This is a genomic window from Methylobacterium sp. Leaf456 (assembly GCF_001425465.1).
GTDB lineage: Bacteria > Pseudomonadota > Alphaproteobacteria > Rhizobiales > Beijerinckiaceae > Methylobacterium.
Window position 1 is genome coordinate 473,363 of record NZ_LMQV01000043.1, and the last position, 23,065, is coordinate 496,427.

Consider the following 23,065-nt stretch of genomic DNA (forward strand, 5'->3'; position numbering starts at 1 on the left):
CGTGCGCGAGGGCCTGACCGTGGCCTCGGAGCCGTCGGCCTGGATCGGCGCTGCGGTGGCGGTCGCCGTCGTCCTCACCGGCGCGGCCTTGGTCGGCCATGTCGACACCGCCCTGATCGTCTCGGCGGTGCCCGCTGTGCTCGTCGGCGGCCTGCTCGGCCGCACCCGGCGCCCGGTGGTGCCGCCCCCGCGCGAGCCCGGCCTGCCCGCCCGCCACGCGGTGGCCGAGGCGCTCCTCGCCAACATTCCCGATCCGGTCATCCTCGTGGACCGCCGCGTCGTCGTGATGGAGGCCAATCCCGCCGCCCGCCGCCTGCTGCCGGGCTTGAAGCTGCGCCATCCGCTCTCGTTCTTCCTGCGCGCCCCCGACATCCTCGACGGCATCGAGGAGGTGTTGCGCACCGGCGCGAGCCTGACCGTCGACTACGTCGCCCGCCTGCCGACCGAGCGCGCCTTCGCGGTGCAGATCGGCGCGCTGCCGATGCCCGACGTTCCCGGCGGGGGCGAGCCCAACATCGTGCTGTTCCTGCGCGACCTCACCGAGGCGCGCCGCCTGGAGGCGATGCGGGTCGATTTCGTGGCGAACGCCAGCCACGAGCTGCGCACGCCCCTTTCGGCGCTCCTCGGCTTCATCGAGACCCTCCAGGGCCCGGCCCGCGAGGATGCCCGCGCCCGCGAGCAGTTCTTGGGGATCATGCGCACCCAGGCGCAGCGGATGACGCGGCTCATCGACGATCTGCTCTCCCTCTCGCGCATCGAGCTGCGCGAGCACGTGGCGCCGACGCGTCCGGTCGATCTGGGAAGAATCGCCCGCCAGCTCGTGGACATGCAGGCCCCCCTCGCCCGCGAGCGCGGAATTGCCTTATCGGTCGAGGCGCCCGACGCCCCGATGCCGGTGCTGGGCGAGCGCGACGAGCTGCTGCGGGTGATCGAGAACCTCGTCGAGAACGCGATGAAGTACGGCGGCAGCGGCGGGATCGTCACCGTCTCGCTCCACCGCCTCGACGGCAGCGACGGGCGCCCCGACCGGATCGAGCTGCGCGTGACGGATGCCGGCCCCGGCATCGCTCCTGAGCACATCCCCCGCCTGACCGAGCGCTTTTACCGGGTCGACGTCGCCTCAAGCCGCCAGCAGGGCGGCACGGGCTTGGGCCTCGCCATCGTCAAGCACAGTCTCAACCGCCACCGCGGCCGCCTGACCATCGAGAGCGAACTCGGAGCCGGCACCATCGTGCGGGTGACCCTGCCGGAATACCGGCCGGACGCCGCGGAGGCGGTGTCGGAAGCCGGATAGGATCGGGGCATTGCCGTTCGAAAGGGTGCGAACGGCCCGCAGCCTCACGCCGCGGACGCATCGCGCCGCCCGGCCCGCTTGGCGGCGTAGAGCGCCATGTCGGCCCCGTGCGCGAAATCCTCGAAGCGCATCGCCGGCCGATGCAGCGCGACACCGCAGGACATCGCCAGCGGCAGCAGGGTGCCGTCGTCGAGCGTCAGGGGCGCGCGGCGCAAGGCCTCCTGCAGGCGCGCGGCGATGGCCTCGGCTTGCTCGCGTCCGGTCCCCGGCAGCAGGATGAGGAACTCGTCGCCGCCGACGCGCCCGATCGTGTCGTGCTCGCGCAGGTCCGTTTGCAGGACCGAGACCAGATGGACCAGCGCCCGATCCCCGGTCCGGTGGCCGTACCGGTCGTTGACTGGCTTGAACAGGTCGAGATCGAGGGCGATCAGGCTCAGCGGCGCGCCGGACGGGTCCTGCATCGCGGCCATGGCCGTGGCGCCGAACGCCGCGCGGTTGAGGACGCCGGTGAGGACATCGGTGGCCGCAAGCCGAGCGAGTTCGGCGCCCTGAACTCGCAGGTCGTCCGCGCTTCGCGACAGCGAGGTGAAGCGCGCGCCTCGTGCCGAGAGGGCCGCCGCCACCGGCAGGCAGGTCAGCAGCAGGCCGGCCAGGAAGAACTGGAACAGGGCGGCCTGTTCCCGCGCGTCCGACGCGATCATGGTGATCGGCCCGTGTCCGCTCATCGTCGCCACGGTGCCGATGGCGGCGATGATCATCACGGACAGGGTCGTCCCGAGCCGCCCGAGCCGGAAGGTCACCAGCATCACCGGGCCGAACAGCACGAACAGCACCGGCCGCGCGGCGAGGTAGAACACCCCGTAGGCGACCGCCGCGTTCAGCGCCTGAAGCCCCGCGGCTTCCAGGCGCTGCCGCCCGTCCTTGCCGGAGAAGCACCGGAGGTAGTCGCCCCGCAGCAGGGCCAGGAAGATGGGCGTGAGGATCAGGAGGCCGAGGCCGTCGCTGAGGAGCCAGGTGGTGAAGGACGCCCGATAATCCTGCCCGTACAGGAGCCAGGCGATGGTCGCTCCACCGACCCCGCTGAGCGCCGGGGCGACGAGGCCGCAGACCACGATGAACCGCCCGACGACGGCCGGCGCGCTCAGGAGCCCGTCCTCCCCGAGGGAGGGCCGGAGCCAGCGGGCCGCGAGCCCGATCTCGACGAGGTTGCAGAGGCCGTAGAGCGGGAGGCCGGCACTCGGCCCCCGCGTCACCATGTTCGCGGCGACGTTGGCCAGGAAGCCGGCGACGTACACCCCCGTCCCCGTGCCCGGGCGACGATCGAGCAGGGCGGCGAGGAGCACCGCGTTGGCCGGCCAGACGGCCGCGATGCCGCGTCCGTCGCTCGTCAGGTGGACCGTGCCCGCGGCGAGCACGAAGGAGAGCAGGCCGACGATGCATTCTGTCGTTCGTGCCGTCACGGATCTTCCCTTGGGCCCCAACGTGAGGTCGCTCGATTGTGCAGGTTGTCGCCAGCCATATATTCGGGTGTTTCAGTTAACGGTGATATAACTCGCCTATAAATCGCTCGCGATGCCAGATATTGCATGTCTTGGTCTGGGATTATGCCGTGAGGCCTAAGCCGGACATCTGCAATCTACGATCGTCGCTGCGCCAATGCCGTTCGCGAAACCGGTGAGGCCGGAGCTATCCGGCCGATGCATGCCTGCGCCGACGCTGCCGGACCATGGCGGCCTGATCGACGCACTTGACCTTCCCATCATGGGAAGCCCCATCTGAGCGGCATGGAAGCCCTTGCAGACCGATCCGTCTCACCATCCCGCGCGGAAAAGCCGTCCCGGCTGAGCCTGCCCGTCGAGGGCATGAGCTGCGCCTCCTGCGTCGGTCGCGTCGAGCGGGCGCTCGCCGCTTTGCCCGGCGCCCGCGAGGTCTCGGTCAACCTCGCCACCGGTCGGGCGAGCCTTGCGGGCGTCCGCCCCGCCGAGGCCGTAGAGGCGATCCTCGGGGCCGGTTACGACGTGCCCGAGGCCGTCACCGCGGTCACGGTCGAGGGCATGAGCTGCGCCTCGTGCACCGGCCGCGTCGAGCGTGCGCTTCTGAGCCTGCCCGGCGCGGTCGCGACGAGCGTCAACCTCGCCACCGGACGGGCCGAGTTGCGCCACGCCGCCGGCACGGTTTCGCTCGCCGCGGTCGAGGCGGCGGTGCGCGAGGCCGGCTACGAGACGGTCACGGCGGAGCGCGCCGCGGACACGTCCCGCGCGGATCGGCAGGCACGGGACGAAGCGGCCCTGCGGCGCGATCTCGTCGTCGCGGCTGTGCTCGCGGCTCCGGTCGTCGTCCTCGACATGGGTGCCCACGTCTTTCCCGGTTTCCATCATGCGCTCGCGGCTTGGCTCGGCGCCGGCACCGTGCCGTGGCTCGAGGCTTTGCTCGCCACCCTCGTGCTCGCCGGCCCCGGCCGGCGCTTCTTCCGCGTCGGCGTGCCGAACCTGCTGCGCGGCCATCCCGACATGAATGCCCTCGTCGCGCTCGGGGCGGGCGCGGCGTATCTCTACTCCCTCGTCTCGGTCGCGGCGCCTCGATGGCTCCCGGCGGGCGCGGCGCATCTCTACTTCGAGGCGAGCGTCCTCATCGTCACCCTGATCCTGCTCGGGCGGACATTCGAAGCCCGCGCCCGCGGCCGGGCCGGGGCGGCCATCGCCCGGCTGATCGACCTCTCGCCCCGCACCGCCCGCCGCCTCGACGGCGATGGCGAGCGCGCGGTGCCGGTGGAGAGCCTGCGCGTCGGCGACCGGGTGCGGGTGCGCCCCGGCGAGCGCGTGCCCGCCGACGGCACGGTCGCGGCGGGCGAGTCCTACGTCGACGAGAGCATGATCTCCGGCGAGCCGGTGCCGGTGCGGAAAATCGAGGGCGCGTCGGTCGTCGGCGGCACGCTCAACACCACCGGCGGCTTCGACCTCACCGTCACCCGCACCGGGGCCGACACGGTGCTGGCCCGCATTGTCCGCATGGTCGAGGAGGCTCAAGGGGGCAAGCTTCCGGTCCAGGCGCTGGTGGATCGCATCACCCTCTGGTTCGTGCCCGCCGTGATGGGCATCGCCGCGCTGACCTTCGTGGCGTGGCTGGCGTTCGGCCCGGCGCCGGCGCTGGGCCCGGCCATCGTCGCGGCGATCTCCGTGCTCATCATCGCCTGCCCCTGCGCCATGGGGCTCGCCACGCCGGTCTCGATCATGGTCGGGACCGGACGAGCCGCCGAGCGCGGCGTGCTGTTTCGCCAGGGTGCGGCGCTCCAGGCCCTGCAGGAGGCCCGCGTCGTCGCCCTCGACAAGACCGGCACCCTGACGGAAGGCCGCCCCCGCCTCACCGATTTCTTGACCGTGCCCGGTGTCTCGCGGGGCGAGGCTTTGGCGCTCGCCGGCGCCGTCGAGGCGCGCTCCGAACACCCGATCGCCCGCGCGGTGGCGAAGGCCGCCCGCGCCGAGACCGGCTCCCTGCCCGAGGTCGCCGCCTTCGAGACCGTGCCCGGCCACGGCGTCACGGCCCGCGTGAACGGGCGGTCGGTGGCGGTCGGCAGCCGTTGCCAAATGGAGCGCCTTGGCGTCGATGTCGCCCCGCTGGCGGCGCAAGCCGAGCGCTTGGCCGGGGAGGGGAGGAGCCCCGTCTACCTCGCCCTCGACGGCCGGCTCGCGGCGCTCCTGGCGGTGGCCGATCCGGTCAAGCTCGAGGCGCGCGAGGTCGTCGCGGCACTCCAGGCGCGCGACCTCACCGTGGCGATGCTGACCGGCGACGCCGACGCGACGGCGCAGGTCGTGGCCCGCTCGCTCAATATCGAAAAAGTGCACGCCGAACTCCTGCCGGAGAACAAGGTCGAGGCCTTGCGCGCCCTGCGGAAGGCGCACGGCCCGGTCGCCTTCGTCGGTGACGGCATCAACGATGCGCCCGCGCTGGCGGAGGCCGAGGTCGGCATCGCCATCGGCACCGGCGCGGATGTGGCGGTGGAGAGCGCCGACGTGGTGCTGATGTCGGGCGCGCTCACCGGCCTCGTCGAGGCGGTCGCGCTCTCGCGGGCCACCATGGCCAACATCCGCCAGAACCTGTTTTGGGCGTTCGCCTACAACGCCGCCCTGATCCCGGTGGCCGCCGGCCTGCTCGCCGTCTTCAGCGGGCCGCAGCTTTCGCCGGTGCTGGCGGCCGGCGCCATGGCGCTGTCCAGCGTGTTCGTGGTCGGCAACGCCCTGCGCCTGCGCCGCGCCGGAGGGACATGATGAGCGTCACCATCGGCGAGGCGGCCCGCGCCAGCGGTGTCTCGGCCAAGATGATCCGCTACTACGAGGAGACCGGCCTGCTCGGGGCCGCCGAGCGCACGGCGTCGGGTTACCGCGTCTACGGCGAGGCCGATCTCCACGCACTGCGCTTCGTCCGCCGCGCCCGCGATCTCGGCTTCTCGATGGCCGAGATCGCCGACCTCCTGGCGCTGTGGCGCGACCGCGAGCGGGCGAGCGCCGCGGTGAAGGGGCTGGCGCTGGCCCATGTCGGGGATCTGCGCCGCCGCATCCGCGAACTGGAGGCCATGGCCCGCACCCTGGAGACCTTGGCCGAACGCTGCTGCGGCGATGGCCGGCCGGATTGCCCGATCCTCGACGATCTCGCCGGAGAGGGGTGAGCGGGACGGCCCATCGCTCGCGCCGGAGCCCCGTCCCAAAAACAAGCTTCGCCGTTGACCCGGCCTTGGCCTTCTGCTTGCTGGGGACGATCCGGGACGTTCGGACGTTGCTCCGCAAGGGTTCAAGATCCATGCCCGTCATCGACCGCATCGCCGGCCTCGCCGACGAGATTGCCGCATGGCGGCACGATCTCCACGCGCATCCCGAGCTGCAATACGACGTGCACCGCACCGCCGGCTTCGTTGCCGACAAGCTGCGCGAATTCGGCTGCGACGAGGTCGCCACCGGCATCGGCCGCACCGGCGTGGTCGGGGTGATCCGGGGGCGGGGCCACGCCTCGAACCGCGCCATCGGCTTGCGCGCCGACATGGACGCGCTGCCGATTCAGGAAATCCGCGACCTGCCCTACCGCTCGACCGTGCCCGGAAAAATGCACGCCTGCGGCCATGACGGGCACACCGCCATGCTGCTCGGCGCCGCCAAGTACCTCGCCGAGACCCGCGACTTCGACGGGCGCGCCGTGCTGATCTTCCAGCCCGCGGAGGAGGGCGGCGGGGGCGGCGAGGCGATGGTGAAGGACGGAATGATGGAGCGCTTCGGGGTCGAGGCGGTCTACGGCCTGCACAACATCCCGGACCAGCCGCTCGGCACCTTCGCGATCCGCCCCGGCCCGATCATGGCCTCGACCGATCGCTTCACCATCCATGTCGAGGGCAAGGGCGGGCACGCCGCCCTGCCGCACGCCGCGGTCGATACCGTGCTGGTGGCGAGCCACATCGTGGTCGCCCTGCAATCGGTCGTGTCGCGCAACGTGAAGGCGCTCGATGCCGCGGTGGTCTCGGTCTGCGCGGTGGAGGCGGGCCACGCCTTCAACGTGCTGCCGCAGCGGGCCGAGCTGCGCGGCACCATGCGGGCGCTGACCCCGAAGGTGCGCGGCCTCGTGCTGCGCCGGATCGAGGAGATCGTCACCGGCGTGGCCGGCGCCTTCGGGGCGCGGGCCAGCGTCGATTTCGCCAGCGGCTACCCGGCCACCGAGAACCACCCGGCCGAGACCGACTTCATGGCCGACGTCGCCGAGCAGGTGGTGGGCAGCGATGCGGTGGAGCGCGACGTAGCGCCGATGATGGCCGCGGAGGATTTCTCCTACATGCTGGCTCACCGGCCCGGCGCGTACATCTTCATGGGCAACGGGCCGTCGGCGGGCCTCCACCACCCGGAATACGACTTCAACGACGCGGCAATTCCCTACGGCGCCTCGTTGTGGGCGCGGATCATCGAGACGGGCTTGCCGAACGGGGCGTGAGCCGGCCTCCGCACGAACGAAAACGGGCCCCGCAGGGCCCGCATCGTCCGACTATCGTTGGAGAAAACCGTTACCGGTAGGGGTTCATGCCGGTGCGGGAGACGTAGGAGGTCGGGTCGATCCCGTCGATGAAGGAAAGGTCGACGTTGCGGATCGCGGTCGAGCGGGCGCCGATGAACGGGCCGTTGGTGATCGGGTCGGGCAGGATGCCGTTGCCGAAGCGGTCGTTGCGGCCGTAGACCGGGTTGAGTTGGTTCGAGGCGGCGATGAAGGCCGGGTTGGTGGCCGGGTTCGAGACCGAGCCGTTGCCCGGCTCCACCACGTTGCCGGCGTCGAGCCAGGAGCGCGGACGGATGCGGATCGGCAGGGGCTGGCTCACGCGCACGTAACCGGGGTTGCCGTAGGGACCCTGCGCTTCGGCCGCCGTACCGAAGCCGATAGCAGTGAGGGTCATGGCGCCCAGGAGGGCGATCTTGGTCGAGCGCATGGCACACCTTGTTGATTGCGAGGAGACCGTATCGGGGCCTTCGTTAAGAATCCCGCCTGTTGCAGGGTAGACGTTCAGGCGTGGCCGTTGTTCCCCGGATTGTGGCGGGGAGCCGATCATTTCCGCCGCCGTTTTGCCGCAATGTGTCGCCCGGCACTGGCCCCCGCGATCGACCCCGCCGCCGCGGCCACGGCGATCGAGCCGGTGTGGTCGGCGAGCACCCCGGCTACCGCCTCGGGCGCGCAGGTGCCGATGCTCCCCTTGCCCGTTTCCTCGGCGCCGAGCGCCGCCGCGACCCGGCCCGAGAGGGCGATCCGCTCGATGGCGCAGGCCACCGCCCGCTTCTCCGGCGCCTGACCGAGGATGCCGCAGAGCCAGCCGTCGAGGCGCACGCTATGGAGATCGAGGCTGCGAAAGCCCGTGCAGGTGCGGGCGCCGTCGCCGCTGAGCACGGTCTCGACCGTCTCGAAGCTGCCGTAGCGGGTCGCCACCACGCCCCGCTCGCCGGTGCGGGTGACGGACAGCCCGCGCCCGTCGGCGGCGCGCCGCACCAGGGTCACGAACAGGCTCGGGGCCGGCTCGGCGCGCGCCGCACCCGGATCGGTCGCGGTGACGACGAGCCACGGTGCCTCGATGGCATCGAAACGGCCCTGGCTGACGCTGTCCTCGCGTTGGCCGCGGGTGGGGTCCCACCGGCTCGGCTCGGCCTGCGGCGGCGGCGCGGGCAGGTCGGATGCCGCTGCGGTCAGGGTCAGCAGGGGCTCGGCGGAAGCGATCTTTCGCGGGGCCGCGGCCTCGCTCCGCGGCGGGTCGGCCCAGTCCCGCGGCTCGGGCGCGGTCATCCGCTCGCGGGCGGCGAGCGACAGGCCCGCGATGAGGGCGGCGCAGACGGTGAGCTGCGCGGCGAGCCGGGCGCGGCGCCGCGTCCGGGGCCGGGCGAGATCGCGCAGGTCGTCGAGGTCATCTTGGCTCTCGTCGCGCGCATCCGCGACGAGATTGTCGTCGAGGCTGGGGGGCATGGCGTCCTCGCGGCGTGAAGGGGCTTTGCACCCACCTTGGCCGCTCGCCTCGCACCGCCCGGTTGCCGCGCCGGCGCCGTCCTCGTGATTCTCAGGGCAAGGTGAATCGGCCGTTTCAACCCGGCCGCTTCGTCAGCGCGGTTCCCTCGCCCCCTTGACAGGGGGAGCCGACCGTCCTCTTGCTCCGCCCGCCGGAAAACCCACCTCGCTGCGTCGGGGCGGGCTCTTCCGCCTATGGATTCCCCGAGGGCCCGGCACGGATGCCGTCTGAGCGGGGAGCGGGCCGGTCTTTCATCGCAACAGAGATCACGTCCGCGCAGCGGAGTTGGACAGATGGGTTACAAGGTCGCCGTCGTCGGAGCCACGGGCAATGTGGGCCGCGAGATGCTCGACATCCTGGCCGAGCGCGCCTTCCCGGCCGACGAGGTCGTGGCGCTCGCCTCGCGCCGCAGCCAGGGCCAGGAAGTCTCCTTCGGCGACAAGATTCTCAAGGTCAAAGTCCTCGACACCTACGACTTCTCCGACACCGACATCTGCCTGATGTCGGCGGGCGGCGAGGCCTCGAAGGAGTGGAGCCCCCGCATCGGCCAACAGGGCTGCGTCGTCATCGATAATTCGTCCGCGTTCCGCTACGATTCGGACGTTCCGCTGATCGTGCCCGAGGTGAACGCCGACGCGGTCGTGGGCTTCACCAAGCGCAACATCATCGCCAACCCGAACTGCTCGACGGCGCAGCTCGTCGTGGCGCTGAAGCCGCTGCACGAGGCGGCGACGATCAAGCGCGTCGTGGTCTCGACGTATCAATCCGTCTCCGGCGCCGGCAAGGACGCCATGGACGAGCTGTTCAGCCAGACCCGCGCCGTCTTCACCGCCGGTGAAGTCGTCACGAAGAAGTTCACCAAGCGGATCGCCTTCAACGTCATCCCGCACATCGATGTGTTCATGGAGGACGGTTACACGAAGGAAGAGTGGAAGATGGTCGCCGAGACCAAGAAGATGCTCGATCCCAAGATCAAGCTCACGGCGACCGCGGTGCGGGTGCCGGTGTTCATCGGCCATGCCGAGGCCGTGAACGTCGAGTTCGAGCGCCCGCTCTCCCCCGAGCAGGCGACCGAGATCCTTCGGAATGCGCCCGGCGTGCTGGTGATCGATAAGCGCGAGAACGGCGGCTACATGACCCCGCACGAGGCGGCGGGCGAGGACGCCACCTACATCTCCCGCATCCGCGAGGACGCGACCGTCGAGAACGGCCTGAACTTCTGGTGCGTCTCGGACAACCTACGCAAGGGCGCGGCGCTCAACGCCGTGCAGATCGCCGAGGTGCTGGTGAACCGCAAGCTGCTGAACAGGGCGCGCCCGGCTGCCTGATCCTCAAGCCTTATCGATGACGTTGCGAAGCGCCGCCCCTCGGGGCGGCGTTTTCGTTTGTCAGGCCACCGCCTCCAGCGCTCCCACATCCCCGCCGCCGATCAACGCCAGATGCGCGGTGATCTTTTCGACCGGCCAGTCCCACCACGCGATCCGCTGCATCCGCGCGGCGTCCTCTTCCGACAGGCGGCGGCGCACCACGCGGGCCGGGTTGCCGGCCACGATCGCGTAGGGCGGTACGTCCTGGCTCACGACCGCATGCGCGGCTACCACCGCCCCGTCGCCGATGTGCACGCCCGGCAGGATCGTGCTCTGGAAGCCGAGCCAGACGTCGTTGCCGATCACCGTGTCACCGCGGTTGGGGAAATCCAGTTCGCCCGCGAAGCGGCCGACCCAGTCGCCGCCGAAGATCGGAAAGGGGTAGGTCGAGAGCCCGTCGAGGCGGTGATTGCCGCCGTTCATCAGGAAACGCGTGCCCGCGGCGAGGGCGCAGAAGCGTCCGATGACCAGCCGGTCGCCGAGGAAGGAAAAGTGGTAGAGGATCGCGTCGAGAAACGCCTGCGGCCCGGCCGGGTCGTCGTAATAGCTGTAGGCGCCGACCTCGACGTTCTCGGGGAGCGCGAGGTTGCGGATGAAGGTGACGCGGCTGTGGCCCGACATCGGGTGCAGGGCGTCTGGGTCGGGGCCGGGGCGATCGGGCAAATCGGTCTCCTCTCGCGTCGGGCTCCCTGCCGGAGCGCCGACGACGGGACGCGAGAGTCGTGGTGGCGCCTCCCCTGTCAACCGCGGCGGCGTTCGGTCGTGCCCGGTCGGACGGTGAGGCCGGCTCTCTGCGCCGGCTCAGACGCGCAGGCCGCGCCGCTCCCGCGCATCATCCATGGCGGCGGGCGTTCCGGTGAGAACGCGCAACGGGTAGGTGTGCACAATCCGCAGGCTTTTGGGCGTCGGGCCGCAGCCGATGCAGACGGCGTAAGTCCAGCGGACCCAGAGATCGGTGTTCCGGCGATCGACCGCCTGCTGCCGCTTGCGGGCCTCGGCGATCAAAATCCTGATCTGCTTCGCTTTCTCGTTGCTGACCGATTCCCGCTGTTGAGGTGTCACGGACGGAGCGTCCTGCCCGCCCTGCGCGAAGGCAGGGCCGCCGAAGGCCGTACCGCCGATGACGATGGCCGTGATCATACGCATTTGAATACTCCTGATGATTCAGTGAGCATTCCCCCTGTCGCCAGCATTACGGCGGGATCACGAAACAAGTTTCAGGCCAATTTTTTAATTCACTGCGTACTATAAAATAACATAGGTTGCAGAATATTGTTGTTTGATTTTGGTTTGCTTCGCGGCTCGCGCGACCGATCCGGGGCCGGGCCCGGATCCGAAGCGACGGACGACCCGTCGTTTCGTGGCCGCCTGCGCCGCCCGGGGAGGACGGGCGCAGCCGGCTTCCAGGCTGGCGGCGCCGGGCTGCGATCGAATCGCTTGAATTCTCTGCGAGGCGGGGCTAAGTCACGGCTCAACATTTCTGGTGCAGTCGATAGGCTGCTTGCGGGAGTGGGTCCTCCGGGGCCCGCTCTTTTTTGTTTCCGCAAGCCTGCCTGCACCGGAACAGTCAAGTTAACTACAAGTCGAGCGGGCCGGAAACGACAGCATGGCGGAGCCCACCGAGAAGCGTCTGGTCGGGGAGACAGGCGTCGCCGCGCGCGTCGCCCAGGTGATCGAGGGCCCGATCGAGGGTCTCGGCTTCCGGCTGGTGCGGGTGAAGATCTCGAACCAGAACGGCTGCACCGTGCAGATCATGGCCGAGCGGCCGGACGGCACCATGGGCGTGGACGAGTGCGAGACCGTGAGCCGGGCGATCTCGCCCTTGCTCGACCTCGAAGACCCGGTCGGCAGCGCCTACTACCTCGAAGTCTCCTCGCCCGGCATCGACCGGCCGCTGGTGCGCGTCTCGGATTTCGAGCGCTGGGCCGGCTACGAGGCCAAGGTGGAACTGGCCGTGCCGCTGGACGGGCGCAAGCGCTTCCGCGGCGTCATCGGCGTCCCGAGCCCGGACGGCGCCACCGTGCCGATCGATCTGCCCGACGTGAAGCCCGGCCTGCCGAGCCGGATCGACGTGCCGCTGCGCGATCTGGCCGAAGCCCACCTCGTGCTCACCGACGACCTGATTCGCGAATCGCTGCGCCGCGGCTCGGCCCCGCCCCAGGACGGCGACGAATTCGACGAGGAGGCGGAGGACGACGAGGCCGAAGGGGCCGACGAGGCGCCGCTGGTCCGCGTCATCCCGCAACCCAAGCGCCCGAAGCCGAAGGCCGACAAGCCGGTGAAGGGCAAGAAGGCGCCGTTGGGACAGAAGCCCAAGGGCAAGCCCGGCCCCGGCGTCGTCACCAAGGCCGCCCGTCTGAAGAACCGCGACACCCTCCACTAGAGCCTCGTCCCGAAAGGTGGTTTCCGGCTTTCGGACAAGGACGATGCTCCCAACAGAATGACGAAGTGTCTGCCCTGAAGGGCGGACGTTCACGAGACCGCACAAGAGGATAGACCCCATGGCCGTCGTCAGCGCCAACCGGCTCGAACTCCTGCAGATCGCCGACGCGGTGGCCCGCGAGAAGGTGATCGACCGCCAGATCGTCATCGAGGCGATGGAGGAGGCGATCGCCAAGGCCGCCCGCTCGCGCTACGGCGCCGAGACCGACGTGCATGCCGAGATCGACACCAAGAGCGGGGCCCTGCGCCTGTCGCGCCATCTGCTCGTGGTCGATCAGGTCGAGAACGACGCCCGCGAGATCACCCTAGATCAGGCCCGCCGCTACAATCCCGGCGCCCTCGTCGGCGACGTCATCTCCGACACCCTGCCGCCGTTCGATTTCGGGCGCGTGGCCGCGCAATCGGCCAAGCAGGTCATCGTCCAGAAGGTCCGCGACGCCGAGCGCGCCCGCCAGTACGACGAGTACAAGGACCGCATCGGCGAGATCCTCAACGGCGTGGTCAAGCGCGTCGAGTACGGCAACGTCATCGTCGATCTCGGCCGCGGCGAGGGCATCGTGCGGCGCGACGAGATGATCCCGCGCGAGACCTTCCGCCCCGGCGACCGCATCCGCTCCTACCTGTTCGACGTGCGCACCGAGGTGCGCGGGCCGCAGATCTTCCTGTCGCGCTCGCACCCGCAGTTCATGGCCAAGCTCTTCGGCCAGGAAGTGCCCGAGATCTACGACGGTATCGTCGAGGTGAAGGCGGTCGCCCGCGATCCGGGCTCGCGCGCCAAGATCGCCGTGATCTCCCGCGACGGCTCGATCGATCCGGTCGGCGCCTGCGTCGGCATGCGCGGCTCGCGCGTCCAGGCGGTGGTCGGCGAGCTTCAGGGCGAGAAGATCGACATCATCCCGTGGTCGCAGGATCAGGCGACCTTCATCGTCAACGCGCTCCAGCCGGCCGAGGTCGTGAAGGTGGTGCTCGACGAGGAGGCCGACCGCATCGAGGTGGTGGTGCCCGATGACCAGCTCTCGCTCGCCATCGGCCGCCGTGGCCAGAACGTGCGGCTGGCCTCTCAGCTTACCGGCTGGGACATCGACATCCTGACCGAGGCCGAGGAATCGGAGCGCCGCCAGAAGGAGTTCGCCGAGCGGACCCAGGTGTTCATGGAGGCGCTCGACGTCGATGAGACCGTCGGCCAGCTGCTCGCGGCGGAGGGTTTCCGCAACGTCGAGGAGATCGCCTACGTCGACGTGGCGGAACTCTCCAACATCCAGGGTCTCGACGAGGAGACCGGGGCCGAGATCCAGGCCCGCGCCCAGGACCACCTCGCCCGCATCGAGCAGGAGCAGGACGACCGCCGCCGCGAACTCGGCGTCGAGGACGAGCTGCGCGAGATCGACGGCGTCACCACCGCGATGATGGTGGCGCTCGGCGAGAACGAGGTGAAGTCGGTCGAGGATCTGGCCGGCTGCGCCACCGACGACCTCGTCGGCTACACCGAGGGCCGCGGCCCCGAGGCCGTGCGCCACGCGGGCTACCTCGACGGCTTCGAGCTGTCGCGGGCCGAGGCCGAGGCGCTCATCATGTCCGCCCGCCTCAAGGCAGGCTGGATCGAATCGCTGCCGGAGCCCGAGGGCGAGGCCGGCGAGGAGGGGGAGGCCGACGGCGACGCCGCGTCGTCCGACGGGGCCGAGACCGCCGAGGGTGAGGCCGAGGCGCCCGCCGAGGGCGAGGCCCGTCCCGAGACGCAGAACGCCTGAGGCACGCGCGGGTGAGCGAGAGCATCGACAGGCAGGAGGCGCCCGAGGAGGCGCTTCCCCTCGACCGTGGGCCCGCCCGCGGTCGCGATCCCCTGCGCACCTGCATCGTCACCCGGCTCACCCAATCGCCCGAGGCGATGATTCGCTTCGTGCTCGGTCCCGACGGCACGGTGGTGCCGGACCTGCGCGCCCGGCTTCCCGGCCGCGGCGCCTGGGTCACGGCCAACCGCGAGACGGTGGCCGCGGCGGTGAAGCGCCGCGCCTTCAACCGCGCCTTCAAGACGAACGGCGCGAGCGCCCCGCCCGACCTGCCCGAGCGCGTCGCCGAGGGCTTGCGCACCGACATGCGGCAGGCGCTGGCGCTCGCCAACAAGGCCGGCTGCCTCGTCACCGGCTTCGGCAAGGTCGAGTCGGCGATTCTCGGGGCCGAGAGCGTCGCCGCGCTGATTCACGCCTCCGACGCCATGCCGGACGGGCGCCGCAAGCTCGCGGCGGCCTTGCGTCGGCGCCATGGCGAGGCCATATCGGCAATTCCCGTCATCGATGACCTGTCCAACGTCGAATTGGACATGGCCTTGGGGCGGGATCATGTGATACACGCTGCCCTCGTCGCGGGAGCCGGCACCACCGGCTATCTCGCGCGTTGGCGTCGGTTCCGGGCCTTCGAAGGTGTGGCGTCGGCGTCCAAGGTGGACGCCCCGCCCGGTGCCGGCGCGACTGCCTTCGATTCGCACGACGATGTAATGACGTTGACTCGGCCGGGCGCGCCCGCCGCCGGCCGCGCTGACGATGGAAGCCCTCAGGGTTCAGACTGAATGAGCGATACGAACAATCCGGGTGACAAGACGCAGAACAGGGCCCCCTCGAAGCCGATGTCGCTGAAGCGTCCGGTCGAGCAGGGGACCGTGCGTCAGAGCTTCTCCCACGGACGGTCGAAGTCCGTCGTGGTCGAGACGGTGAAGCGGCGCACGATCGGCGCCGCCCCCGGAGCGGTCGCGCCGCGCGAGCCCGTTGCGGCGCCGCCGCCGCGTCCGGCCTCGGTCGCACCCGCGCCGACCCCGTCGGCCCGGTCTTCCGGCCGCTCCGCCTCCGGCGTCGTGCTGCGCACGCTGAGCGAGCAGGAGCGCGATGCCCGCGCCAGCGCGCTGGCCGACGCCCAGCGCCGCGAGGCCGAGAACCGCGCCCGCGCCGAGGCCGAGATCAAGGCCCGCCAGGAGCGCGAAGAGGCCGAGCGCCGCGAGCGGGAGGCCGCGGAGGCCCGCCGCCGCGAGGAGGAGGACCGTCGCCGCCAGGAGGACGAACTCCGCCGCAAGGCCGCCGAGGATTCGCGCCGTCGTGCCGAGGAAGAGGCTGCCCGCGCCGCCGCCGCTCCGGTCGAGGCCCCTGCGCCGGCTGCTCAGCCCACGGCCCCGGCCGCCGAGGCGCCCGCTGCCGCAGCCGCTGCCGCGCCCGCCCGTCCGGCCCCTGCCGCTCCGGCACGGCCCGCGGCCGCGCGTCCGGCAGCCCCGGCCCGTGCGGCTGCCGCTCCGGCTCGTCCGGGCGTCGCCCCGGCGCGTCCGGGTGCGCCTGCTCGTCCGGGTGCGCCGCGTCCGGCGGCTTCGGCTGGCCCGCGCACGGTCACGCCGCAGCCGCCCGCCGAGCCGCGCCGCGTCCTCACGGCCGACACGCGCAAGCCGCGCGACCTCAACTTCATGGCCAAGCCCGCTCCGGCCCCCGAGCCCGAGAAGGCGCCGACGCCGACCACCGCCGCCCGCCCCGCGGGTGCGGGGGCGGCCCGTCCCGCCGCGCGCCCCGGCGCTCCGGCGATGGAGGACGAGTCGGACACCAAGCGCGTGATCCGTCGTCCGGGCATGCCGCTCAAGATCATCACGCCGCCCAAGACGCCGAAGTCGCCGGGCGGCGACCGCAACCGCGGCCGCCTCACCATCGCCAACGCCACTTCGGGCGAGGACGAGCGCACGCGCTCCGTCGCCGCCTTCCGCCGCCGCCAGCAGCGGATGAGCGGGCACCGGCACGAGGAAGCCAAGGAGAAGATCGCCCGCGACGTGACGATCCCCGAGACCATCACCATCCAGGAACTCGCCAACCGCATGTCGGAGCGGGCCGTGGACGTCATCCGCCTGCTGATGAAGCAGGGCCAGATCCACAAGATCACCGACGTGATCGATTCGGACACGGCTCAGCTCATCGCCGAGGAGATGGGCCACACCGTCCGCCGCGTCGCCGAGTCCGATGTCGAGGAGGGACTCAGCTCCGACGAGCCGGATCTGGAGGAGGATCTGGAGCCGCGTCCCCCGGTCGTCACGATCATGGGTCACGTCGATCACGGCAAGACCTCGCTGCTCGATGCGATCCGCAAGGAGAACGTGGTCGAGGGCGAGGCCGGCGGCATCACCCAGCACATCGGCGCCTATCAGGTGTCGGCGCCGTCGGGTGACCTCGTCACCTTCATCGACACCCCCGGCCACGCGGCCTTCACCTCCATGCGCGCCCGCGGCGCCAAGGTGACGGACATCGTCGTGATCGTGGTGGCGGCCGATGACGGCGTGATGCCCCAGACCGTCGAGGCGATTCAGCACGCCAAGGCGGCGGGCGTCCCGCTCATCATCGCGATCAACAAGATCGACAAGCCGGACGCGAACCCGCAGCGGGTCCGCACCGAACTGCTCCAGCACGATATCCAAGTCGAGTCGATGGGCGGCGAGACCCTCGAATTCGAGGTCTCGGCCAAGACCGGCGACGGTCTGCCGGACCTGCTGGAGGGCCTGCAGCTCCAGGCCGAGATCATGAACCTGCGCGCCAACGAGAAGCGCGACGGCGAAGGCACCGTGATCGAGGCCCAGCTCGACCGCGGCCGCGGCCCCGTGGCCACGGTCCTGGTCCAGCGCGGCACGCTGTTCACCGGCGACATCGTCGTGGCCGGCGCCGAGTGGGGCCGCATCCGCGCCCTCATCGACGACACCGGCAAGCACGTGCCTTATGCCGGCCCATCGGTCCCGGTCGAGGTGCTCGGCTTCAACGGCACGCCGGATGCCGGTGATCGCGTCATCGTGGTGGCGAACGAGGCCCGTGCCCGTGAGGTCACCGAGTACCGCGCCCGCATCAAGCGCGAGCGCCTGAACGCCCGCACGGGCGGTGCCAACCGCTCGCTCGTCGACATGATGCGCGAGGCCAAGGAAGGCGCCAACCGCAAGGAACTGCCGATCATCATCAAGGGTGACGTGCAGGGCTCGGTCGAGGCGATCGTCGGCGCGCTCACGGCGCTCGGCAACGACGAGGTCGGCGTGCGCATCCTCCTGTCGGGGGTCGGCGGCATCACCGAGTCGGACATCACGCTCTCCAACGCCTCCAAGGCGGTGGTGATCGGCTTCAACGTGCGGGCCCACAAGGAAGCCCGCAACGCGGCCGAGCGCGACGGCACCGAGATCCGCTACTACAGCATCATCTACGACCTCGTAGACGACATCAAAGCCACGCTGTCGGGCATGCTGCCGCCGACGCTCCGCGAGGAGAAGCTCGGCGAGGCGCAGATCCTGCAGATCTTCGACGTGTCGAAGGTCGGCAAGATCGCCGGTTGCCGCGTCATGGAGGGCGTGGTCCAGCGCGGCGCCCATGTCCGCCTGCTGCGCAACGACGTGGTGATCCACCAGGGCCGCCTGTCGCAGCTCAAGCGCCTCAAGGACGACGCCAAGGAAGTCACGGCTGGCTACGAGTGCGGCATGTCCTTCCAGAACTACCAGGACATGCGGGTCGGCGATTTCATCGAGTGCTTCAACATCGAGGAAATCAAGCGCACGCTCTAAAGCGGCGCCCGCCTCACTGCCCTTCGGAAAGCGGGGTCGCGGCGAGAGCCGCGGCCCCTTTCCTTTCACCACGAGCCTCCGGCTCCGTTAGAACGACATGGCCCAGAAACAGACCCCGTCCGGCCCCTCGCAGCGCCAGCAGCGCGTGGCCGAACTCGTGCGCCACGCGCTCGCCGAGGTGCTCCAACGCGGCGACATCCAGGACCCGGTGCTCGGTTCGCACATCGTCACCGTGCCGGAGGTGCGCATGTCGCCCGACCTCAAGCTCGCCACCGCCTACGTCATGCCGCTCGGCGGCCAGGACGAAGCACCGGTGATCGCTGCGCTCGAGCGCAACCGGAAGGTCCTGCGCCAGGAAGTCGCCCGGCGGGTGAACCTCAAATTCGCGCCGGAACTCCGCTTCCTCCGCGACGAGACGTTCGACGAGGCCGCCCGGATCGACCGGCTCCTCAGAAGCGACAAGGTTCAGCGGGACCTTGAGAGCGCGCCGCGAGACGGCGAAACGGATTCGTCCGCGGACGATTGATCCGAAAAGCGGGCCGGCACGGACCGGCCTTCCCCTTTGCAGAAATCCGGGCCTCCGCGTGAGGCCCGATGACGGGACGAGTCTTCCCGAAAAACCCCCGTCGACCGAGGACAGGATGCAGGACGAAATCTCTCCCCCATCGTCGGACGAGGCGCCGCAGGCCCCGCGCGGCGAGGCGCGCCGCCCCGACGCGCCGCGCTCCGGCCGCCGGCCCCAGCGCGGGCGCCCGCGCCACGACCGGCCGAAGAAGAACGACGTGAGCGGCTGGGTCGTGCTCGACAAGGGCGTCGGCATCACCTCGACGCAGGCGGTCGCCATCGTGAAGCGCCTGTTCAACGCCAAGAAGGCCGGTCACGCCGGCACTCTCGATCCGCTGGCCTCGGGGATTCTGCCGATCGCGCTGGGTGAGGCGACCAAGACGGTGCCGTTCGTGATGGACGGCCGCAAGGCCTACCGCTTCGAGGTGAGTTGGGGCGTCGAGACCGACACCGACGACGCCGAGGGCAAGCCGGTCGCCACCAGCGACGAGCGCCCGACCCGCGAGGCGGTCGAGGCCGCGCTCCCGACCTTCGTCGGCGAGATCGAGCAGGTGCCGCCGCGCTTTTCCGCCATCAAGATCCAGGGCGAGCGCGCCTACGACCTCGCCCGCGACGGTGAGATCGTGGAGCTCGTCGCCCGCACGGTGCAGATCGACCACCTCTCGGTGATCGAGCATAGCGGCGACCGCACCATCATCGCCGCCGAGTGCGGCAAGGGCACCTACGTCCGGGCGCTGGCGCGCGATCTCGGCCGGATGCTTGGGTGCCACGGCCACGTCTCGGCCCTGCGCCGCACCCGCGTCGGCCCGTTCGACGAGGCGAATTCCTGCTCCGTCGCGTCGCTGGAGGAGAGCACGGAGGCGCAACTGAAGCCGGTCGAGACGGCCCTCGACGAGGTGCCGTCGGTGGCGGTGAGCCGCGACATGGGCCTGCGCCTGATGCGCGGCCAGCCGGTGATCCTGCGCGGCCAGGACGCTCCGATGGCCGGCAAGGCCTACGCGACCTGCGGCGGCGTGCTGGTCGCGGTCGGCGACGTCGAGCGCGGCGAACTGGTGCCGCACCGGGTGTTTCACCTCGGCGGAACCGCCCCGCAGCCGCGGACCTGATTCTTTTGGGTTTTTAGCATCCCCTCTCCCCGCACGCGGGGAGAGGGGCAGTCCCGCGCTTCATCAAACCCCGCGTGCGATCTCCAATTCCCGCACGATCGCGTCGCCCATCTGCGCCGTGCTGATCGCCTCTTGCCCCTCGCCGGCGATGTCGCGGGTGCGGGCGCCCGAGGCCAGCGCCTTGGTGATCGCCCCCTCCACGAGTTCGGCGGCCTCGCCCAGGCCGAACGAGTAGCGCAGGCACATGGCGAGCGAGCCGATCATCGCGATCGGGTTGGCGAACCCCCTGCCGGCGATGTCGGGGGCCGAGCCGTGGACCGGCTCGTAGAGCGCCTTGCGGGTGCCGCGGGCATCGACGGCGCCGAGCGAGGCCGAGGGCAGCATCCCGAGCGAGCCGGTCAGCATCGCGGCGACATCCGACAGCACGTCGCCGAACAGGTTGTCGGTCACCAGCACGTCGAACTGCTTCGGACGCCGCACCAGCTGCATGGCGCAGTTGTCGGCGAGCACGTGCTCCAACTCCACCTCGGCATAATGCTCGGCATGGACCTTCGTGACGATCTCCTTCCACAGGACGCCGGTCTTCATCACGTTGTTCTTCTCCACCGACGCCACCCGGCCCGAACGCTTGCGGGCGAGGTCGAACGCGACATGCGCGATCCGCTCGATCTCGGCCGTGGTGTAGACCTGGGTATCGACGGCGCGCTTCGAGCCGTCTTCCAGCGTGGTGATCTCCTTCGGCTCGCCGAAATAGACGCCGCCGGTGAGTTCACGCACGATCATGATGTCGAGCCCCTCGACCAGCTCGCGCTTGAGCGCCGACGCTTCGGCCAGCGCCGGGTAGCAGATCGCCGGGCGCAGGTTGGCGAACAGGCCGAGATCCTTGCGCAGGCGCAGCAGGCCGGCCTCCGGGCGCAGGTCGTAGGCGATGCCGTTCCATTTCGGGCCGCCGACCGCGCCGAGCAGGATCGCGTCGGCGGCGTCGGCGCGGGCCAGCGTCTCGTCGGAGAGCGGCTTGCCGTGGGCGTCGATGGCCGAGCCGCCGACATGATCGCGCTCGGTCTCGAACGAGGCCAGCCCCGCTTTCCCGAGCCAAGCCACCACCTTCTCGACCTCGGCCATCACCTCGGGGCCGATGCCGTCGCCGGGCAGGAGCAGGAGCTTGTAGGTGGACATGGCGGCCTTGGGGATCGGGTTGGCAGGATGCCCCGCGCCTTATCGGTGCGGCGATCCTGCCGCAAGTCGCACCGGTGAGAGGGCGGCGTTGCCGCTCGGCAGCGATTCCCTGCGCCGTCATTCCGGGGCCGCGTAGCGGAACCCGGAATCCACGACCGGCCGCGACGGTTCGTACAGCGTCGCATCACGGATGGATTCCGGGTTCGCCTGTGGCGCCTCGGAATGACGGTGGCTTATTGGGAAAAAATCGCCGCGATCTCGTCCGGCCCCAAAATCCGATACTCACCCGCCGCCAGGTCGTCCGACAGCGCCAACCCACCGACTTTGTCGCGGTGGAGCGCATCGACGTGGTTGCCCAGGGCGGCGAACATCCGGCGGACCTGATGGTAGCGGCCCTCGTGCAGCGTCACCGTGCAGTGGGTGGCGTCTTGCGGTTCCATCTCGACCGGCAGCAGCGGCCGATCCTCGCCTTCCAGCATCAACTCGCCGGAGGACAGGATCGCGGCCTCGTCGCCCTGGAGCGGGCGAGCCAGCGTCACCCGGTAGCGCTTGGCGACCTTGGCCTTGGGCGCGATGATCCGGTGCAGCAGGGCGCCGTCGTCGGTGAGCAACAGGAGGCCCGAGGTCTCCTTGTCGAGCCGGCCGACGGTGGACAGCGCCGGGTCGCGGCGGCGCCAGCGCTCGGGGAGCAGGCTGTAGACCAGCGGCCCCGCTTCCTTGTGCGAGCAGGTGACGCCCAGCGGCTTGTGCAGCATCAGGCACAGGCCCGGCAGCGGATCGAGCAGCTCGCCCATCACGCTCATGCGGGCGGGGAGGTCGGGATCGAGCGGGATGCGGGCGGAGGCGTCGGTCAGCGGCGCCCCGTCGCGCAGGATGCGGCGAGCACGGGCCAAGCCCTCGATCTCCCGGCGCGAGCCGTAGCCGAGATTGGCCAGCAGCCGGTCGAGGCGCAGGGCCTTCATTTGCGGGCCTCGAACAGCTTGTAGCCGCCTTCCGTCACCGTCGGCGTGACCGTCTTGAAGGCGGCCCGGAGCGGCGCCTCGTAGGGCAGGTGGGTGTTGGCCACGAGGTAGAGGGTGCCGCCGTTGCGCAAGGCGCCGGCCGCGCGGGCGATGAAGGCCTTGCCGATCGCCTGATCCTCGGCGCCGCCGTCGTGGAAGGGCGGGTTGGTGACGACGAAGTCGAGGCCGGTCAGCGCCGGCTCGGACCCACGCAGATCCGCCCAATGCGCGGTGGCGCGGGCCTCGCCGACATTGCGCCGGGCCATCTCGACGGCGCGACGGTCGATGTCGATCATCGCGAGCGACTTGACCTTTTCGGAGTGCAGCACTGCGCGCGAGAGGATGCCGAGGCCGCAGCCGAAATCGGCGCCCTTGCCCGACAGCGCCGGCAGATGGCGCAGCAGCAGCGCGGTGCCGGGATCGAGCCGGTCCCAGGAGAAGATGCCGGGCTGGGTGCAGAGGCCGAGATTGTCGATGTGGCGCGGGCGCCCCGCCTGGATCGCCTCGTCGAGGCCCGCGGGCGCGGTGGGGCGCGTGACGGCGCAGATGCGGTGATGGCGCTTGGCCTCCTCGGTGATCGCGCAACCGAGCCCGCGCAATTCCTTGGCGAGCCGGGTGCCGCCCTTGTCCTTCGGCGCCAGCACGGTGAGCCGCCCGCCGGGCTTCAGGGCCCGCAGCGCCAGGGCGACGACGTAGCGGCGTTCGACCGTGCCGGGGGGCGCGAGCAGCACCGCATTCTCCAGGCTGTCGGGGGCGATGTCCTCGAGCCGGGCCGAGCCGGGGATCAGCGGCGAGACCTGCGCGGCGCCCTCCGGCACGGCGACGAGTTCCGGAAGGGGCAGGCCGTGGACGATGGCGTCAGGGGCGGCGGACATGGACTCGCATCATCTGGCTTTGGGGTTTTTCGCTTTTCCATCCTCCCACCCGCCCCCTCATCCTGAGGTGCGGAGCGAAGCGCTGCCTCGAAGGAGGGCTCCAGTTCGCGCGGAGCTTTCTGGAGCCCTCCTTCGAGGCCGCTGCGCGGCACCTCAGGATGAGGGGAATGGTTGGG

The 23,065-nt window shown here is 70.6% G+C and carries 19 protein-coding genes; 11 read left to right on the forward strand and 8 right to left on the reverse strand.

Annotated elements, in window-relative coordinates; all coding sequences use genetic code 11:
• Window position 1: 1 nt before the first annotated feature.
• Window positions 2-1,294: an ATP-binding protein gene (locus tag ASG52_RS23670; protein WP_286159153.1), complete on the forward strand. Its 1,293-nt coding sequence runs from the start codon at window positions 2-4 to the stop codon at window positions 1,292-1,294.
• A 44-nt stretch (window positions 1,295-1,338) separates the two neighbouring features.
• Here ASG52_RS23670 and ASG52_RS23675 read toward each other — a convergent pair whose 3' ends face one another.
• Window positions 1,339-2,754: a GGDEF domain-containing protein gene (locus tag ASG52_RS23675; RefSeq protein ID WP_056248667.1), complete on the reverse strand. Its 1,416-nt coding sequence runs from the start codon at window positions 2,752-2,754 to the stop codon at window positions 1,339-1,341.
• Window positions 2,755-3,078: 324 nt separating this feature from the next.
• On the opposite strand from ASG52_RS23675, the gene ASG52_RS23680 reads away from it, so the two are divergent.
• From ASG52_RS23680 to ASG52_RS23690, 3 genes are all read left to right on the forward strand, one after another.
• Window positions 3,079-5,559 (forward strand): heavy metal translocating P-type ATPase, encoded by a 2,481-nt coding sequence (locus ASG52_RS23680; protein ID WP_056248670.1) that lies wholly within the window; start codon window positions 3,079-3,081, stop codon window positions 5,557-5,559.
• Window positions 5,556-5,957, forward strand: a complete 402-nt coding sequence (gene cueR / locus ASG52_RS23685; RefSeq protein ID WP_502691107.1) for a Cu(I)-responsive transcriptional regulator — start codon at window positions 5,556-5,558, stop codon at window positions 5,955-5,957. Before ASG52_RS23680 ends, cueR begins: the two co-directional genes overlap by 4 nt.
• Before the next feature lie 131 nt (window positions 5,958-6,088).
• Window positions 6,089-7,261, forward strand: coding sequence for a M20 aminoacylase family protein (locus ASG52_RS23690; protein WP_056248677.1), 1,173 nt, complete (start codon window positions 6,089-6,091; stop codon window positions 7,259-7,261).
• A gap of 70 nt (window positions 7,262-7,331) precedes the next feature.
• Here the strand turns inward: ASG52_RS23690 and ASG52_RS23695 are convergent, their stop codons facing one another.
• Together ASG52_RS23695 and ASG52_RS23700 are read right to left on the reverse strand one after the other, a co-directional pair.
• The gene (locus ASG52_RS23695; RefSeq protein ID WP_056248681.1) at window positions 7,332-7,748 is read right to left on the reverse strand and encodes a hypothetical protein; all 417 of its coding nucleotides are present in this window, start codon (window positions 7,746-7,748) and stop codon (window positions 7,332-7,334) included.
• Window positions 7,749-7,864: 116 nt separating this feature from the next.
• Complete coding sequence (locus ASG52_RS23700) at window positions 7,865-8,767, reverse strand: hypothetical protein (protein ID WP_056248685.1); 903 nt, start codon at window positions 8,765-8,767, stop codon at window positions 7,865-7,867.
• Window positions 8,768-9,100: 333 nt separating this feature from the next.
• On the opposite strand from ASG52_RS23700, the gene ASG52_RS23705 reads away from it, so the two are divergent.
• On the forward strand, window positions 9,101-10,135 hold the full coding sequence (locus ASG52_RS23705) for an aspartate-semialdehyde dehydrogenase (protein WP_056248688.1): 1,035 nt from the start codon (window positions 9,101-9,103) through the stop codon (window positions 10,133-10,135).
• A 60-nt stretch (window positions 10,136-10,195) separates the two neighbouring features.
• Here ASG52_RS23705 and ASG52_RS23710 read toward each other — a convergent pair whose 3' ends face one another.
• Together ASG52_RS23710 and ASG52_RS23715 are read right to left on the reverse strand one after the other, a co-directional pair.
• Window positions 10,196-10,795: a CatB-related O-acetyltransferase gene (locus ASG52_RS23710; protein ID WP_056248691.1), complete on the reverse strand. Its 600-nt coding sequence runs from the start codon at window positions 10,793-10,795 to the stop codon at window positions 10,196-10,198.
• Between the two features lie 180 nt (window positions 10,796-10,975).
• On the reverse strand, window positions 10,976-11,320 hold the full coding sequence (locus tag ASG52_RS23715) for a hypothetical protein (protein ID WP_156384098.1): 345 nt from the start codon (window positions 11,318-11,320) through the stop codon (window positions 10,976-10,978).
• A gap of 460 nt (window positions 11,321-11,780) precedes the next feature.
• Between ASG52_RS23715 and rimP the strand changes: the two genes are divergently transcribed.
• The 6 genes from rimP (at window position 11,781) to truB (ending at window position 19,837) form a co-directional block, all read left to right on the forward strand.
• Window positions 11,781-12,557, forward strand: a complete 777-nt coding sequence (rimP, locus tag ASG52_RS23720) for a ribosome maturation factor RimP (protein WP_056248696.1) — start codon at window positions 11,781-11,783, stop codon at window positions 12,555-12,557.
• A gap of 118 nt (window positions 12,558-12,675) precedes the next feature.
• A complete protein-coding gene (nusA, locus tag ASG52_RS23725) occupies window positions 12,676-14,364 on the forward strand; it encodes a transcription termination factor NusA (protein WP_056248699.1) in 1,689 nt (562 codons plus the stop codon).
• A gap of 23 nt (window positions 14,365-14,387) precedes the next feature.
• A complete protein-coding gene (locus ASG52_RS23730) occupies window positions 14,388-15,179 on the forward strand; it encodes an RNA-binding protein (protein ID WP_156384107.1) in 792 nt (263 codons plus the stop codon).
• Complete coding sequence (gene infB / locus ASG52_RS23735; protein WP_056248705.1) at window positions 15,180-18,167, forward strand: translation initiation factor IF-2; 2,988 nt, start codon at window positions 15,180-15,182, stop codon at window positions 18,165-18,167.
• A 97-nt stretch (window positions 18,168-18,264) separates the two neighbouring features.
• Window positions 18,265-18,693: a 30S ribosome-binding factor RbfA gene (rbfA, locus tag ASG52_RS23740; RefSeq protein ID WP_056248707.1), complete on the forward strand. Its 429-nt coding sequence runs from the start codon at window positions 18,265-18,267 to the stop codon at window positions 18,691-18,693.
• Window positions 18,694-18,808: 115 nt separating this feature from the next.
• Entirely contained in the window at window positions 18,809-19,837 is a 1,029-nt protein-coding gene (gene truB / locus ASG52_RS23745) for a tRNA pseudouridine(55) synthase TruB (RefSeq protein ID WP_056248710.1), read from the forward strand.
• A 63-nt stretch (window positions 19,838-19,900) separates the two neighbouring features.
• Here the strand turns inward: truB and leuB are convergent, their stop codons facing one another.
• From leuB to ASG52_RS23760, 3 genes are all read right to left on the reverse strand, one after another.
• Window positions 19,901-21,013 carry a 3-isopropylmalate dehydrogenase gene (leuB, locus tag ASG52_RS23750; protein WP_056248713.1) on the reverse strand — a complete coding sequence of 371 codons (1,113 nt, stop codon included), beginning with the start codon at window positions 21,011-21,013 and terminating at the stop codon, window positions 19,901-19,903.
• Between the two features lie 233 nt (window positions 21,014-21,246).
• Window positions 21,247-21,975, reverse strand: a complete 729-nt coding sequence (locus tag ASG52_RS23755) for a pseudouridine synthase (RefSeq protein ID WP_056248714.1) — start codon at window positions 21,973-21,975, stop codon at window positions 21,247-21,249.
• The gene (locus tag ASG52_RS23760) at window positions 21,972-22,889 is read right to left on the reverse strand and encodes a class I SAM-dependent methyltransferase (protein WP_056248717.1); all 918 of its coding nucleotides are present in this window, start codon (window positions 22,887-22,889) and stop codon (window positions 21,972-21,974) included. Before ASG52_RS23760 ends, ASG52_RS23755 begins: the two co-directional genes overlap by 4 nt.
• Between the last annotated feature and the right edge of the window lie 176 nt (window positions 22,890-23,065).